The 15,126-nt window shown below is 54.2% G+C and carries 15 protein-coding genes and 1 pseudogene; 5 read left to right on the forward strand and 11 right to left on the reverse strand.

Annotated features, from left to right (window positions below; genetic code table 11):
* Positions 1–3: 3 nt before the first annotated feature.
* The 9 genes and pseudogenes from FFY45_RS13400 to FFY45_RS13440 all read right to left on the reverse strand — a co-directional run bounded on the left by FFY45_RS13400 (position 4) and on the right by FFY45_RS13440 (position 6,247).
* Positions 4–333 carry a hypothetical protein gene (locus FFY45_RS13400; RefSeq protein WP_176340804.1) on the reverse strand — a complete coding sequence of 110 codons (330 nt, stop codon included), beginning with the start codon at positions 331–333 and terminating at the stop codon, positions 4–6.
* Positions 334–484: 151 nt separating this feature from the next.
* Positions 485–1,395 (reverse strand): annotated as a pseudogene (locus FFY45_RS22315) (XVIPCD domain-containing protein).
* Between the two features lie 104 nt (positions 1,396–1,499).
* Positions 1,500–2,228, reverse strand: a complete 729-nt coding sequence (locus FFY45_RS13410) for a hypothetical protein (protein WP_255171967.1) — start codon at positions 2,226–2,228, stop codon at positions 1,500–1,502.
* A gap of 15 nt (positions 2,229–2,243) precedes the next feature.
* A complete protein-coding gene (locus FFY45_RS13415; protein ID WP_176340805.1) occupies positions 2,244–2,861 on the reverse strand; it encodes a hypothetical protein in 618 nt (205 codons plus the stop codon).
* Positions 2,862–2,947: 86 nt separating this feature from the next.
* A complete protein-coding gene (locus FFY45_RS13420) occupies positions 2,948–3,238 on the reverse strand; it encodes a SymE family type I addiction module toxin (RefSeq protein WP_176340806.1) in 291 nt (96 codons plus the stop codon).
* Positions 3,239–3,346: 108 nt separating this feature from the next.
* Complete coding sequence (locus FFY45_RS13425; RefSeq protein WP_176340807.1) at positions 3,347–4,822, reverse strand: XVIPCD domain-containing protein; 1,476 nt, start codon at positions 4,820–4,822, stop codon at positions 3,347–3,349.
* Between the two features lie 14 nt (positions 4,823–4,836).
* The gene (locus FFY45_RS13430; protein WP_176340808.1) at positions 4,837–5,475 is read right to left on the reverse strand and encodes a hypothetical protein; all 639 of its coding nucleotides are present in this window, start codon (positions 5,473–5,475) and stop codon (positions 4,837–4,839) included.
* 86 nt (positions 5,476–5,561) lie between these two features.
* The gene (locus FFY45_RS13435) at positions 5,562–5,978 is read right to left on the reverse strand and encodes a SymE family type I addiction module toxin (RefSeq protein WP_176340809.1); all 417 of its coding nucleotides are present in this window, start codon (positions 5,976–5,978) and stop codon (positions 5,562–5,564) included.
* The gene (locus FFY45_RS13440; RefSeq protein WP_176340810.1) at positions 5,975–6,247 is read right to left on the reverse strand and encodes an XAC0095 family protein; all 273 of its coding nucleotides are present in this window, start codon (positions 6,245–6,247) and stop codon (positions 5,975–5,977) included. The genes FFY45_RS13435 and FFY45_RS13440 overlap by 4 nt, the downstream gene beginning before the upstream one ends.
* A gap of 379 nt (positions 6,248–6,626) precedes the next feature.
* Between FFY45_RS13440 and FFY45_RS13445 the strand changes: the two genes are divergently transcribed.
* The 5 genes from FFY45_RS13445 (at position 6,627) to FFY45_RS13465 (ending at position 13,110) form a co-directional block, all read left to right on the forward strand.
* Positions 6,627–7,352, forward strand: a complete 726-nt coding sequence (locus FFY45_RS13445) for a hypothetical protein (protein WP_176340811.1) — start codon at positions 6,627–6,629, stop codon at positions 7,350–7,352.
* Complete coding sequence (locus tag FFY45_RS13450) at positions 7,352–7,936, forward strand: hypothetical protein (protein WP_176340812.1); 585 nt, start codon at positions 7,352–7,354, stop codon at positions 7,934–7,936. Before FFY45_RS13445 ends, FFY45_RS13450 begins: the two co-directional genes overlap by 1 nt.
* Before the next feature lie 11 nt (positions 7,937–7,947).
* A complete protein-coding gene (locus tag FFY45_RS22320) occupies positions 7,948–10,428 on the forward strand; it encodes an XVIPCD domain-containing protein (protein ID WP_306432074.1) in 2,481 nt (826 codons plus the stop codon).
* An 808-nt stretch (positions 10,429–11,236) separates the two neighbouring features.
* Positions 11,237–12,187, forward strand: a complete 951-nt coding sequence (locus tag FFY45_RS13460; RefSeq protein WP_176340813.1) for a retron St85 family effector protein — start codon at positions 11,237–11,239, stop codon at positions 12,185–12,187.
* Positions 12,184–13,110 carry a retron St85 family RNA-directed DNA polymerase gene (locus FFY45_RS13465; RefSeq protein WP_176340814.1) on the forward strand — a complete coding sequence of 309 codons (927 nt, stop codon included), beginning with the start codon at positions 12,184–12,186 and terminating at the stop codon, positions 13,108–13,110. Before FFY45_RS13460 ends, FFY45_RS13465 begins: the two co-directional genes overlap by 4 nt.
* 219 nt (positions 13,111–13,329) lie before the next feature.
* On the opposite strand, the gene darG is transcribed toward FFY45_RS13465, so the two are convergent.
* Positions 13,330–14,385: a type II toxin-antitoxin system antitoxin DNA ADP-ribosyl glycohydrolase DarG gene (darG, locus tag FFY45_RS13470; protein ID WP_176340815.1), complete on the reverse strand. Its 1,056-nt coding sequence runs from the start codon at positions 14,383–14,385 to the stop codon at positions 13,330–13,332.
* Positions 14,382–15,098, reverse strand: coding sequence for a DarT ssDNA thymidine ADP-ribosyltransferase family protein (locus FFY45_RS13475; protein ID WP_176340816.1), 717 nt, complete (start codon positions 15,096–15,098; stop codon positions 14,382–14,384). Before FFY45_RS13475 ends, darG begins: the two co-directional genes overlap by 4 nt.
* Between the last annotated feature and the right edge of the window lie 28 nt (positions 15,099–15,126).

A 15,126-nucleotide genomic window follows, 5' to 3' on the forward strand; every position in this document is an offset into this window, starting at 1 on the left:
TCCCTACGCTGCCTTCTGAAACTCGATGGGCGCTTGATAGCCCGAATACATCTTCTTGATCAGGATGTGATCGGATGGCGTGACACAGCTATCCTCCAGGGAATTGGCCACATGCGCCTCATCCACGAAGAACTCTTCATAAGGCAACGGCAGAACGGACGTTTCCCCGCCGCGATCGAACTTCAGCAGCAGGCTATCATCGCGCTCGAAGCACAGCGTCTTCCAAGGGAAATCGGTCAACTTGCCGGCTTCGACCACAGCCGAGTCCTTGCCAGCTAGCAGCGTCACAACATGCTCGGAAAACTGTTTGTTTGAGATCGGCGGCTCGGTCATGGCGCATCCTGCAAAAGTGGCAACAACCACTGCGGCCGATGCCGAAACGTAAGAACGGAAGATAGCGAATGGCATACGGCGCGGCTCCTTCCTGCGGTAAAGCGATGTTCTACCAGAAGTGACCAGCGTACGCATACCGGCGTATCAGACCTCACACCATCCGAGGCGGCGGAGTAATCGACTGGTCGCGTTGCTGCTCTTGTTGCTGGGACTGTTGCTGGGACTGTTGCTGCCGCTGCGTCTCACCTAAGGACTGCAATTGCGCCAGAGACTGCTCTACCGGCTGTGCGATTGCGTCGTTCGTCTTCATGTACGCCATCTTGTGTGCGGGATCGCTCAACGCGCCTTCCACAACGAACAGGTTCTCGCCTTGTCGCACGGACTTATAGTTCTCGCTCAGCACGACATGATCGATTCGCGACAGCCCGTTCTCTTTGGATAAATAGGCGCTGCTTGCTGCCAGCCGGGCGCTGTTGTCGTCGTACTCGCGGCCGAGTCCTTGCTCAAGGCGGCGAACGGCCTCTTCTGCTTGGTGGTGCAGCGGATCTGTTGGCAGTCTCGCAACCTGCGCTGCTTCCTGTAGCGGAGATACCTGCTCACCGGACGGCTGCACCTCACCAATCACCTTCTGCCAAATTTCCTGCTTAGGCTTCGGATTGTTGTGCTCCTTATTCAACTCACTTTTAGGCACAGGAGCAGGAATGCTCTTGATATCATCCACGTTTTCTACGGGTCTGATATCCCCCTCAAAGCCTTTATCAACTCCGTCTTTTGTCTTCCGGTGCAATCCAGCGTGATTGAGCGCATCCCATGTGTAGTCGATACAACTATTTTTAGCACCGTGATACTCCATATTGAACCCGTATTTTCAGGCGCTGGGCCGAAGGCCTCCAGCTTTTCATACTGCGCCTTATCGATCTCCATCGTGCGTGAGTAATACGGTTTTTGATAGGTGTCGACGTCATTGAACGAAACTTTTCCTGGCCCGCTAGCCTCGCCATGCTTGATGGGCGAGAACCCATAACTTTTGACAGTCGTTCCGTCGTCAATCGAGTAGTACATATGGCCACCGAAGGATGTGCCTCCGGCCATCAACGGCGTACCTGCGGCAGCGACGTAGACAGTGACTGCATAGCGCTTTTCATGATCATCCATGCTCATTCCCCTCACTTTCCTTTGTAGGTGTAAGCGACAAGAAGTTGCGCATTAGCCGCAACCAGCGCCTCGGCGTTCTGATCAAAGCGCAGTTTGAGCCGATAACGGCCTGGCTGGACAGCGTTGCTATAGCCGAACGCCAACTCCCTGGATGCGGTCTGCTCAGTAGACAAACCGGCGTCCTGCAGCGTCGTACCGTCTGCATCAAATGCGAACAGACCAGGCGCCATACCATCAGCTGACAAGGGAATGGACGCCTGCTGACCTACTCCCACACGCTGACTACGCTGCAATTCCACGGAGACCGGGCCGGATGGTTCAATACGCTCCAAGTGGAGTTCGGCCGAAACACCAGCGCTGATCAGCTTGTCAGCACTTTCTGAGACTGCGGTTGGGTCGACGCCGGTTAGCCGCACACCGATGAAAACGGGCGGCGTCGCGTCGTCGGGTAGTGCAGGCACATCGAATTCCAGTTCTGTAGGCCCACGATCATGTGGGGTCAAACTCCGTACCAACGGGACGACCGTTCTCATCTCTATCTGCTCCTTTGCGATAGGCACGTTTGCAGGCGGCGGTTGCATGCTGCAGCCAGCGATCAGGCAGGTAATCAATGCCGTGAGTGCAAAGCGCATTCGATCGTTTGCAAGGGGCACGGCCTTTCTCCAATGAGTGTTGGTGCTGCAGTGGGAATTATGCACGCATTGCTTTATGAGGCCTGACAACTCAGGGCTGAGTGACATGTCCGCTCCCTCGGCTTATCGGATATAGACCCATTCGACGCATTTGTGCGCCACCAACTCTTGCGGCTCTACAGCCTCGCCTCGTGGAAAAACCTCTATACGCATCCCTGGGCGAGTGAAGAAATCACTCATCCAGCGGCCGTCCTCGACGATATTGCGCTCGCGCGTGAATCCCATTCGCTCGAGCTGTTGGGTAAAGTGGTCGAAGTCGAGATGACAGATCTCGGTCATCGTAGGCGATGCAACCGCCACATTGCGATCAAAACGGAATTCGAACCATCGCCCATCGAGTTTGGTTTCATCAACACCAAAGCCATAACTCCACTCTTTGCTAAGCGGGCCAAAAGCACGGTATCGGCGTTTGTCGTTCTTCACGAGCTGAACCACCTGACCCATTGTCGAACTCAAACGCTCGCGAGTGAAGTCAGAGATGGTGTGGCTGTCCTTGACCAAAGCAAGCAGTTGGCCAAGCAGATCCTCCGCAGTGGGCTTGCCAGGCGTCACAGTGGCACGGCTGGATGAACTCATGGCAGATGTCTCCATGACGGTTGCCGGTCCTGGAGTGGCGCCCGTGTGGGCACATGCGCCCAGAGCTAAGGTGGCGAGCAAGGCGCAGAGGGAGCGCGCAATCATCAAGTGTCCGTTGTGCGCTGGTGTGGCTGCGACGCTAGTGGCATCCGGCATCGAGGTCAATCGCAAGGTCTCTGGCGGCCGTAGCGTCACCGCCGCACGCTACGCGCCTTGGCAGGCGCCTCCACCGGCGCCAACACCTCCATCACCAATTGCCCCGCGCTGGCAGTGATCCGCAGCTTGCTGCCGATAGCGAAGCCCAGTTGTTCCAGCCATAGCCCGCTAAGGCGGACGTGGGGCACGTGCTGGTCGCCGGCGTGGTCGTGGGCGCCGGGGTAGAGGGTGTAGCTGACGGTGCATTGGCGCGGGCGGCGGGCGCGGCGGGGTGCATGCAAACGGCCGGGGCTTTGCGGCGTTGTGTCCGGCTCGGGCGCGAGCATCGGTGGCGGTTTGGGTGCTGTGGGGAGCGGACTTGCGCAAAGGAAATTGAGAAAAACCTTCTATCTCGCGAATTGATCAATCCTTTGCAAGCATGTCCGCAAACGATCTCAACGCGTCATCGTTGGTCCAGGCGGAGTGACTTCCTGTTGCGATTGCTCAAGCGCTTGCTGCTGCTCCCGTGCCTGCGATTGGGCTTGATTAATCGATTGCACGCGCTCGAACGACTGGTTTTCAGGCGTTTGCACTGCCTGCACAGTGGCCATGTCGACACGGTGGTGCGCTGGATCGCTCTGGGTGCCCTGCACCAGAAACACCTTTTCTCCGGCCGCGAGCTTGTCTGTCGGGTTGTTGAGCAGCACATGGTCTACCCGCGACAAGCCTTCTTCCTTTGCGAGCACAAGCAGGCTTGCCGTCATGCGCTCACTCGATGCATCCCACTCCCGGCCATGTTGCGCATCGAGCTTTTCTACGCCACCTTTGATCTGTTGGTACAGCGCATGATCCGCGTGGCCAGGCTGCGAGGGCGACAGCGCCGGTGATGATTGTGATTGCGGGTCGCGCTCACGCAACTCGTGCTCCAACTCCTGCACGGAGATTGGCGACACGTGCAAGTGGGTATTCTTGCTGTGCTGGAACAGGCCGGGCGTCGGTGGCTGCGTGCTGCTGTCGAGGTAAGGCATGGGGCGCGTATCGCTGCCCAGGTCGATGCCGTTGCGTTCCAGTACTTCTTCTTTCAATCCCAGACGCTGCATGTCCAGGATCATTGGCTGTTCTGGATCGCCGGGCTTGGGCTTGTTGTAGTGACGCTCGTAGATGGCGGCTGTGCCGACCACCCACGGGCCGTAGTGGTTGGCGTAGTCAGACTGCCCCGCGTGACCAATGCGAGTGCTCTTGGCAGCCTTGTCGAAGAAGTTGACGCCCATTGCCTCGACGTTGGCAGCGTTGGCGGGCATCGTCATATCTGCGTTCAAGGTGAGGTTGGACTTGAGCGCGTAATTAAATTGCGGCATTCCGCCAGTCCGATCAATGAAGTCATGCATACGGCCTGGCGCTTCCCGATAAATATCTTCCAAGGAAGCATGCGGATTTGATTGCCTTACCCTGCTAACGGTTGCATTCCAGCCTGCGATTTCTGCACTCGCTTCATCCATACGGTTGCTTGAGAGCACTTTCTCGGCTGCGTCAGAATAGTCGTGCGTGGTCTTGGCTATCTGCACCGCAGCGGTTTCGAAATCTTTGCGAGAGGCGGCTGCGGCTGTGCTGTATAGGCCATGTTGCAATTCATGGCCTAGTACAAACGTCATCTCACCTGAGTCGAGCGACTTCCCACCAGGTCCATTCGACAACCTGGCCAGAGGTAGCCGGATGGAATGATCATCCGGCGTGAACGTTCCGCCTGCATTCGGGTCGGTCAGGGGTTTTAGGCCGAGCACGCGCTGCTTGGCAACCGCCTCATTGAATTGGTCAAGCAAAACGGGCGATGCGGCGAGCACACCTTGCAAATTGACGACATGTTCGGGGCTGACGCCTGGCTGGCGGCCGAAGTCATCAACAATCGCTTGCGCCTGTGGACTCAATGGCATGACCGTTCCTTGGATTAACGAATGTAGATCCATTCAACGCAGTGGTGCTCCACCCGCTCCTGCGGCGCATCGGCCTCGCCTCGTGGAAACACCTCCACTCGCATGCCTGGGCGACTGAAGAAGTCACTCATCCATCGCCCGTCTTCCACCATGTTGCGTTGACGCACAAACCCGATGCTCTCTAGCTTCTTGGTAAACGTATCGAAATCGATCCTGCAGATCTCCGTCATGGGCGGGGAAGCACCCGCTTGCGCTGGAACAAAGGTGAACTCGAACCAACGCCCCGCAGTAGGCGTCTGGTCCATGCCAAAGCTGTAACCCCATTCAGTGGTAAGCGGAGCACTGGCACCGTAGCGCTTGGGATCTGTTGCCGCATGCGTAACCGGAACCCCCATTTTGGATTGCAGGTAGTCAGGTGTCAGATCGTCAAGTCCGTGAATCGCTTCAATCAATGCAAGCATGCGGGTAAGCGCATCCTCTGCCGTTCGTATCGGCCCGCTGGGTTCACTGCCAGCGGGAATGACTGCGGAATCGGGTGAGGAACGCATGGCAGATGTCTCCGTGACGGTTGCCGGGGCTGGGGTGGCCGCCGTATGGGCGCATGCGCCCAGAGCGAGGGTGGCGAGCAAGGCGTAGAGGGGCCGCGCGATCATGAAGCGTCCGTTGTGCGCTGGTGTGGCTGCGACGCTAGTGGCATCCGGCACCGAGGTCAATCGCAAGGTCCCTGGCAGCGGTAGCATCACCGCCGCGCGCCGCGCGCTTTGGACGGCACCTCCACCTGCGCCAACACCTCCATCACCAACTGCCCTTCGCTCGCGGTAATCCGCAGCTTGCTGCCGATAGCGAAGCCCAGTTGTTCCAGCCATAGACCGCTGAGGCGGACGTGGGGCACGTGCTGGTCGCCGGCGTGGTCATGGGCGCCGGGGTAGTGGGTGTAGCTGACGGTGCATTGGCGCGGGCGGCGGGCGCGGCGGGGTGCCTGCAAACGGCCGGGGCCCTGCGGCGTGGTGTCCGGCTCGGGCGGCAGCATCGGCGGCAGCTTGGTCCGGTCGGGTTCGACGATGACCCACTGCACCCGCTTGGGTGGCGCGGGGCGCGCACGTTGACGGGTGGGCCGTGCGGTGGCGGACGCGTTGGGTGGGCGGCGGCGTGTCATGGCGCCTCCGAGTGGTGGCCGGTGGCGACAGGTGCAGCAACGCACTGCTGCAGCGCCACGTCGATGCGGGCGGACAGGCTGCGCAAGGCCTGCGACAACACACCGGGTTGGCTGAGCAACTGCTGCGCGGGATCGTCGCCGGCCTGCTCAATAGCCGCGCGTGCGGCCAGCCGGCGCAGCACCTCGCCCACATCCCACAGCAAGCCATGGGCGGAGGCTGGCAACAGATAACCCGGCGCCGATGCCGGCGTGGATGGTGCGGTAGACATGGCAACGCCCTCCTGGAACAACCCAAGAACCGCCGCCAACGGCGACGGGATGTCGGGAGGTTCGAAACCGCTAAGAGCCGGCGGGCGTATTTCCCTTGCGGGTGTTGTATTAGCCGCCCTCCCGACGCAGGCATCGCATCGGCTTGTACCTGCAGGATGCAGGCACAAAAAACCCACCGGTTTGACGGAGGTGGGTACCGCTCTTAGAGGAGTTTCGACGCTCCTTGGGCTTAGATTGCGAGCGCAAGGCGTACCGTGTCAATAGCAACTGACGAAGAGACTTGACACGTTTGAGTAACGTGCTGGCGCGCTGTCGGCAGCTGAGGAATACTGACCATCACAAACGGATGTTGCACGCGCAATCGCCGAGGGAGGCTTGATGAGTTCAGTGGATGAAGCAGCAGCGGAAGGCAGCGTCGGCGTTGATGCAGACGCTATCGCGCTTGCAGACCCGAGCTTTCCATCGCTATCGGTGGCAATCGCTCAGTACACACAAGTGACCGAACAGAGCCGTGCCGGTCCAGTGGAGCGCTGGAGCTTAGCGATTGGCCTGATAGGTGCCGGCGTCGGGATCCTGGCTGGCGTTCTGCTAGATGGTAGGACCGGTGTTTACTTAGCCGCGGCTGGCCTCGCGGTTGAGTTGACAGGTTTCCTCGTCTACGGCGTACTCTCGTTCAAACGCGAGTGGCCGAGCTTCCGCCGCCCCTATGCCGACCACGCAGATCAAATAGAGCGAGAGTTTCACCAATATCAATCCATCGTTGCTTCGCTTCGAAGGTTTCCGCTAGAACAACGGCGGCGGCGCGAGGCCTTCATCCGCGACCGTCGCACCAACATGCACGATCGGCTCGGGCTGTTCACCGGAGGGATGGACAAGCTTGGGTTCATGCCCGTCCTGCTCGCCCTCTATCTACAGCTGAAAGACTGGCGCTTCGGGGATTGGGCGGTGTTGAGCAAGATCACCCTGACACAGGGCGTGCTGGCTTTCATACTGTTGTTTGCCTTTGCGATGTCCTGGCATCTTGTTCGCCTACGTATACGCGTGCAGTCGTACGAGCAACTATTGGCTGAGGCGAACCGGCAGGATAGCGTTTCAAGCAGCTGATGGACGATCAAGTGCAGGCGCCCACTTATGCTGCGACTATAGCGATGCTCCGTCAGCACTACGTCATTCCCGGCTTACAATTGGCAGTGATGCATCACAAGAATCGCCGTCCGCTCAATCTCAAGAATGAGCCACATCAATCCATATCCAGGAAAAGAGGCGCTGTTATGTCAGAGACATTTGAATGGATAAATTTCCCAGAAGGTCGCGCGCGTTTCTCTGGAGGAATCCGCGGATTTGACGAGCTGGGCCACGATACATTTGCAATCGAAGTTGATCAGGCTGAGGTATTTGGGGAGCTAGAACCAAGGTGGCTGGAGGACAAGGCCCACTTCAATATCCATATTCTCAACTTCGGATACCTAGATCGCGTAGAGGTCGGAATGCCGCTCCCATCATTTTCGACGAGGGCATTCACTCTTGATGAATTAGAGCGAGTCAAGCTTCTGGTCAACAAGTTAATTGCGGCAGGCCTGCAGTTCGAAGACAGGCCATCTGCGCTAATGGAATCAAAGAAGTCGTTCTTCACCGGCCAAGTTGTCTTTGAGCAGGACTGGGCGCTAATCACGCAGGTTGATCTGTAGGAGTTGCGCAGATGAATGACTACCAGAGCGAAATCGCATTAATCAGGCAGTCCAATAGCCTGGAAGACATAGCAAGCATTGCACGGCAACATGCTGCTACAACTGAAAAAGAAGGTGGAATCCTCTATAGCAGGCCCATCGGAGAAGTCTCTTCGGAGAGGGCAGCAGTTAGCCTCTCGAAAGAGACTGGGCTGCCAATCATAAATGACACGCCCCGAGCAAATTTTCTTTCTGATGAAGATGTTCGCAGTTCAATCGAAAAGAAAGCTAGAGAAATCTTTGAAGATCTGGGTCATGACCCGACCACAGCGAGGAAGTCTGCAACTTCGTTCTTATACGGCGATCCGAACGTCCCGTCGCAGGACCCGACGTCGCTGTCGAGGTGCCTCTGGGGCGAAGCCTCTCACGAGTTCGCAAGTTCCCTGCGCGGTGAGATCAAAGTTGTTGCTTCTGCTGCCAACCTGGAGCGTGTCTTCGGTCAGGTGGAAGTGCCGGCCGTCCTGAACAACCCGAATGTCACGTCGTTAGGTGGGCAACCTGTCCCGAAGTTGCAGGCGCTGTATGCCCAAGGTGGCGCAGGTGCCGTGCTGCCGGAAGTGCAAACGCAATTTATTCAGGCAGCACCCAAAGGAATCTTTACATCGGCGGAAAGCATTGGAAACCAGGTCAAAGATGTCACGTTTTCACGTGAGTTTGCTGGAAGCTTTGACCTAAAGGAGACGCACTTCCGGTCATCCGCAGAACTCAGTGCCTCCGGCATGGTCCGCGCACCGACCGGGCTTGATGTGCCAGCCGCGAGCCTTGCGGAAACAGCGCTTACCGCAGAAGCAGCAGCGTCACGCAGGCTCTCTCCCGGCACCGTCCGTGGGCTGGGCGTTGTGGGCGCGGCGGCGGCGGTGTACGACCTGGGCGGTACTGTGAGGAACACCGAGCGGCTGGACGCGCAGGGCAACAGCAATGCGGCCGATGCAGAGGTCACTCGCTACGCCACACGAAATCTGGGCACCTTTGGCGGGGCAGTGCTTGGCAGTAGCGTAGGCGCAGCGCTCGGCGTGGAGTCTGGCCCGGGCTTACTAGTCACAGGTGCGGTTGGCGGCATCGTTGGCGCGGTGGGCGGCGACAAGCTGGCCGATGTGATCAATGATCATCGCATTTCCCACCAACAAGATGCGCAAGGCAATACGTGGCGCCTTGAGAATCACCAAACCGGAGAACGGTGGGCGCGTGACATCAGCACTGGCGAGGTCGATCCAGCCGCTGTCGCCTTTGGCGAGGCCGGCGTGCCGCTCTTCAAGACGCGGACCGAAGTTGCCACGCCGGAAGTCGCGGACTTACTGACCTTCAAAGCATCTCGTACGTCTATCGAGCTGGCACTCGGCTCGCCGCTGCAGAATAAAGATCCCTACACCCAACCGGCCAACGAGCACGACACGCGCAGCCTGCGCGAATCCCCGTGGGTGCACAACGCGAATACGCAGCAGTGGACGCGCCAGGTAGCCGATGGCCTGATCGATCGCACGATGAGCACGCACACCGAAACGGCTAGCCCTCAGCGTGCGTCGCAACTCGATGAAGCTTCGCAGCAAATCATCAGGCAGAACGCGATGCACACGCCAGCAGCGATGGCCGCGCACTACAAGGAGACCTACGAGCAGAACGGCTGGGAGCGTCACACCTACATGCCCGCCGCAGTCCATGACGCACTGAAGCATCCCGGCCGGATCGTCGGCTCAGACGGCGACCTCTACGAACGTGGCAAAGATGGTCAATGGACCCATGACGGTATGCTCTGGGACAGCCAGGCCAAGGGAAACTTGAAGCAAGAGCTTGATGGAACCTACGCAGCTCAGACCGTAGGCACACAGCGTACGGCTGCACAGCCGGTAGCCCAGGCTGCTGCCGAATCGATCAAAACGCTAGAGACGATCCATGTCACTGCGCCGAGGATGCAAAGCCACGACAACGCGGACACCTCTTCGAAGAAAACTCAAGAAGACACAGATGTACGCGGCCATAGCGCCCCCGCACGACCGCAAGCGTCAGGCCCGCAAGCTCCGGATCATCCCGATCACGCCATGCTGAATCAGATCCGCGAAGGTGTGGCCAAGATCGATGAGAGCGTGGGCAAACCTTATGACGAGATGAGCGAGCGCGTCAGCCGCTGCCTGCTGGCCGCGTGCAAGGACAATCGCGAGCGTTATCCAGACGCCGACAACACCTCGCTTGCCGCCAATGCACTGCAGCGCGTGGACCACGTACTGATGGGCAAGAACGGCAACCTTGTCGCGATCGAAGGGCGCATCGACGACCCAACACACAAGCGCGCAGCCGTCTCTATCGACCAGGCAATTCATATGCCTTTGGAGCAATCGGACGCAAAGCTACAAGCGGCCAACCAAGCCATCGCCCAGGAGCAGACGCAGACACGACAACAGGAATTGGCACGAAGCCAGCAGCAAGATTCGCAGCAAGCGCCACGTATCAGCGTTTGACCGGTACTAGAACTACATTAGGTCTTTAGCAACGCGAGGACTGCTTCGCCGCTCGCACGCTGGGGCGTATCAACTGCCAACACCGCTACCTGCCCAGACTTATGATCAGCGTATGCATTATTGGCCTAGCTACAGCAGCCAATCCTTTTGTGGGACGAGCGTCCCTAAAAATAAGCTTGACCCTAGCCTTGATGGAGCCCAATCCGCGCCGCTCCGCCAAGTTGAAAACTCCTACCGCCAGAAAAAAACGCGACCCATCCCACTGATACGGCAACCTGACCGCGCACCTACCGTTATCTAAGAAAGTCTTTTCGACCTCTACCTTGCGAGCGGATTAAGTTAAAGCTGTCTCTAACAAGAATTTCTCCATATAGAGTGATAATCATCATAAAGCGGGGATTGACCACCCTCTCGCATTAAATTTTTACTACACCCATATATTTACTTTTACATAGTTGCTCAACATCATTTGGAGGATCGCCAGAGGTTCATATGGCTCAGCTCGTTTACATTAACTCCCTACACTGTAAGGATCTTGAATCAAGGGTTGGCAACTCCGAACGGCGGAGCAATTTTACTGCTATTGCTTTTCGATGCAGACTTAGTTAGATTAGGGTCGTATGCGGTCATTTGCCGCACTCCTCTTTACGCGTTTGATCATGGCTGATCTGCTTGTCGGGCGTTTCGCCAGACTGTATAAGGATTGTTGACTTTTATCGGCGGAAAACACCGCGAGGCCTTACCTCCTCCGCGTGCGCTCCCCCGGTAAGGCCTCGCGGCGTTTTCCGCCTTTTTAAGGTAAAGAGAAGTGGCATCAATCGATAGCTTTTTTTCCGAGGTCGATTTAGCCAGTATTAGCTTGAGGCCTTTCGACGGCTTCATTTTTCTATGTGGCGGCCCTCTTGCCGATGGCTCATCGGCAAATTTATCAGCCCGTCAGTACGCAATGACACGAGCCGATCGTGAAGGCTGTATTGCTGGCCATAAAGTCATGATCGCTGAGAAATTGACCAATGTCCTTCACGGCGATGATTTTCTCGATTTACTTGAATTTGAAGAGCATATTGCCGCTCTTTGTGCCTGCGTACTTATTTTTGTTGAAAGTCCAGGATCAATTGCGGAACTGGGTAGTTTCAGTGTAATGACTCATCTCGCCAATCGTCTTTTAGTCGTTTGCGAACAACGACTCGACTCATCCACATCACCATCGTTTATTTTCCTTGGCCCTATCGCAAGTCTCCGGCGCAAGCGGAGCAATTCGGTTCAGGTATTCCCCATGTTCAATGATACGAATATGCAAGCCGATGTCACTAAGATGGATGAATGTTGGGATTTTATTGAAGAATCAATGATTGATTCTATCAAACGACCAGTCTCTGCGACTAAATTTCAACCTGACAATCTAGCTCATCAAATGCTGGTGGTGGCTGCTTCAATTGACCTCTTTGCGGCTCTCAAGCTTGGGGAGATACAGGAAATAGTTACGCGATTCGGAATTAAAATAGAAGTAAAACAATTGCGTAAAATTATTAAAATGCTAGAACATTTTAATCTCATTAAGAGAGTTGGCTATGGAAGCTTAGACTTTTATATGCCATTAGGTGCTCGACCGTTACTTACACTCCGACCTGTGATCACTGCAAAAAATCAGATTTTCGATCAACTCCGGTTCAAATCTGACATTGTCCTTTCTTACAAAGAAAAAGACGCAAGACGCTACAAGGCAATTTCGGCGTTTTTAAAGACTCAGCAATCATGAGCACACCTCTTGTCAAGCTACTTTCCATGAGCGTTGGGCTCACGCCTACTGACGTAATGCGAATAATCTCATCCGCTCCAAGGCGTTATAAGGAGTTCCTTATCCCAAAGAATAATGGCCGAGGACACAGGAAGATCGCGCAGCCGAGCAGAGAAGTCAAGTTACTTCAACGTGCATTGTGTGAGAGCGTATTGACAGGTTTCCCAGTGCATAATGCTGCCCACGGATACGTGCGTGGACGCGGCATTAGAACCAATGCGGAGGCACATCAGAGCGCAAATTTTATATTGAAAATGGATTTCGAAAACTTCTTTCCGTCAATGAAGCCAAACGACCTGAGATTGCACTTACAAATGTATGCAAGCACTCGTTTCGACGAAAATGAGGTTCGACAACTTGAATTGATCTTATTTTGGCTGGAGAAAGGTAGCGATAGCCTTCGAATGTGTATCGGGGCACCGAGCTCGCCAATGCTATCAAACACTTTCTTATATTCGATTGATGCTCAGCTTACCGCTGTCTGCGATAAATCAGGGGTGACGTATACACGTTACGCGGATGACCTGACATTCTCTTCTTCAGAGCCCAATCTCCTTAAAGAAATTCAAAATGAAACAGAACTCATCATTGGCAAAGCCGATTATCCAAAGCTAAAAATAAATAAAGATAAAACTATCCACATTTCCAAACGTCAGCGGAGGACTGTTACGGGAATCAACATAACTCCGAGTGGAAAGCTTTCTATTGGTAGAGGCAGGAAGAGATTAATGAGATCAATGGCACATCGCCATTCACAAGGAATCCTCAGCACAGAAGATCAAAAGATGCTTGGCGGCCTCATCGCATTTGCGGCTGATATAGACCCTGGATTAGCTGTAGATATAAAGCTTTCATTGCTAAATCACCCACCCCTTGCCAAATAAATGCAACCTTAGAAATACCATAATATTAAAATAATACTTTTTTAGTGGCTTGATTTTTATAAATCTCATTTCAAGACATATGCGCTGCATGTCGCTTTTTTATCGCCTACAGACCGAATAATTCAGATCCAAGTGTAACGCTTGAAAAATTTAGGCCTTCTAGTTTAATTCATAGCTTACTAGTTTCACTAAAATTTCTATAGCGTAGGCTTTCACGGCTTACCGCTCACTGGCAAAATCTTCAAAATCAAGCAATCCATCTTCCATAAGACGGTTACGTGCTGCTTCAACTTCGTTTGGTGGAAAGATATTCTTTCTGTAGTGAACTAATTCATCTGAGGAATAATCACTTCCGTCGTAAGCCAACTGCCTTGAAGCCTTAAAATGAGTCGTTGACAAAAGTTCGAGACCGTAGGGACTATCGTAACCTTGAAAAAGGTGGGCCAGCTTATCTATCACTTCCTCGCTCATACTATGCACTCTGATGTATTCATCTGCAGCTGCATAGCCAGCGCTCGTTACGCTAGCGCTTCGGTCGCCATCAACATATCCTGACAAATAACACCATTTATCCAACTTAACAAGAGCTTTTTTTAAAGTTGAAGAATATGGCCCATAAAGACTGTTCTTAAACTCTAGATTAAATGGAACACCTAGATTCTGAAGAAAATATGCAAGCTTTTGCAGCGAAAGTCTGTCAACGGAACCTCCAAATCTCGGCTCCAACGAAGCGATTGCTTTAATAAAAATTGCTCTACTGCGCGTCATTTTTGCTGACACGTCGAGATATTCTGGATCTAAACCCTCGCCAAGTGGACCATATATCTCGATTCGCACTCCAGATAGCATTGATAGCTTACTGATGATCAGCGGCCTTATTAAGGCCCAATCAAGGCCTCCATTACCGCACCCTAGCGGAGGAAGCGCAATTGATTTAATTGATCGAACCTTAATCTCCTCCACAAGAGCATCTAGTCCGCTCTCAATATATTCAACTTTAGACTTTGAACGCCAATGATCTTTAGTTGGAAAATTAACTAGAAATCTCGGTCCTTCAGCGTCAAATATTCCGCCCCTATCGAATATAAGCATTTTCCCTGGGCGCAGCTCGCGCTTATCGCATGCTTTTTTATAAAATTTATAATTTTCTGGCCAGCGGCGCTTAAACTCGAGGGCGACGCCCTTTCCCATCACCCCGACGCAATTAACCGTGTTAACGATCGCATCTGCATTCGTCAAGAACATATCGCCCACCTTAAAGGTTATATTATTCATGAAACGAAACAGCTCGGTTTATTGATGACTTTTCCACTAAACCCGTGTGCTTCCGCTAGCATTGCTGCGTGCTTGTATGCTGTTTCGTTAGGCGTAACGATACAACTTATTAAAGACACAGGCATCGCATCTTTCACAAGCAACTCGGCCATTCTAGCGCTCTTACGATTTTGCCTACTTACAGGCACGGGAGAGTCCATGAAGTACTGACATACGCCGTCGTAACCCACCTCGGGAATTTTAGCAACAATTGGAACCTCATCAAAGAGAGGCCACTTAACATGTGACTCCAATCGATTAAAGTCAGCTAGCACCGTGGGCATTGGCGCCATCGAGTTGAGAGCATAGTCGCTAAAGCATGCCTTGAGACCACTTTTAGTAATCTCTGAAATATTAACAACTAGGAAGATGCGATCTTCAATAGAAGACCTTCCCAAGGAAACCCCTGCAGGACTCTTAACTTCGACGTTACCGCGATGTATCACCAGTGAGAATGCGGTGACTGGCGAAAAATAGAATGGAACATAGTCATTCACCACTCCACCATGAGGCAGCAAAAAAGCAGGAGTTCCTCTAAACCCCACAATCTGTGCATGACTTGTCTGATGACACGATTGTACGAAAACATGATTCTTAGAACGGATCTCTCCATCTCTGAAAATCGTGCTCAGATCCCGTCTATCGATTTGCCTAAATGCGAATCTGATCGGCACTGCTCCTCCTTGACTACGCAATCGTCAT

It is taken from the genome of Xanthomonas hortorum (genome assembly GCF_011305375.1).
GTDB lineage: Bacteria > Pseudomonadota > Gammaproteobacteria > Xanthomonadales > Xanthomonadaceae > Xanthomonas > Xanthomonas hortorum_E.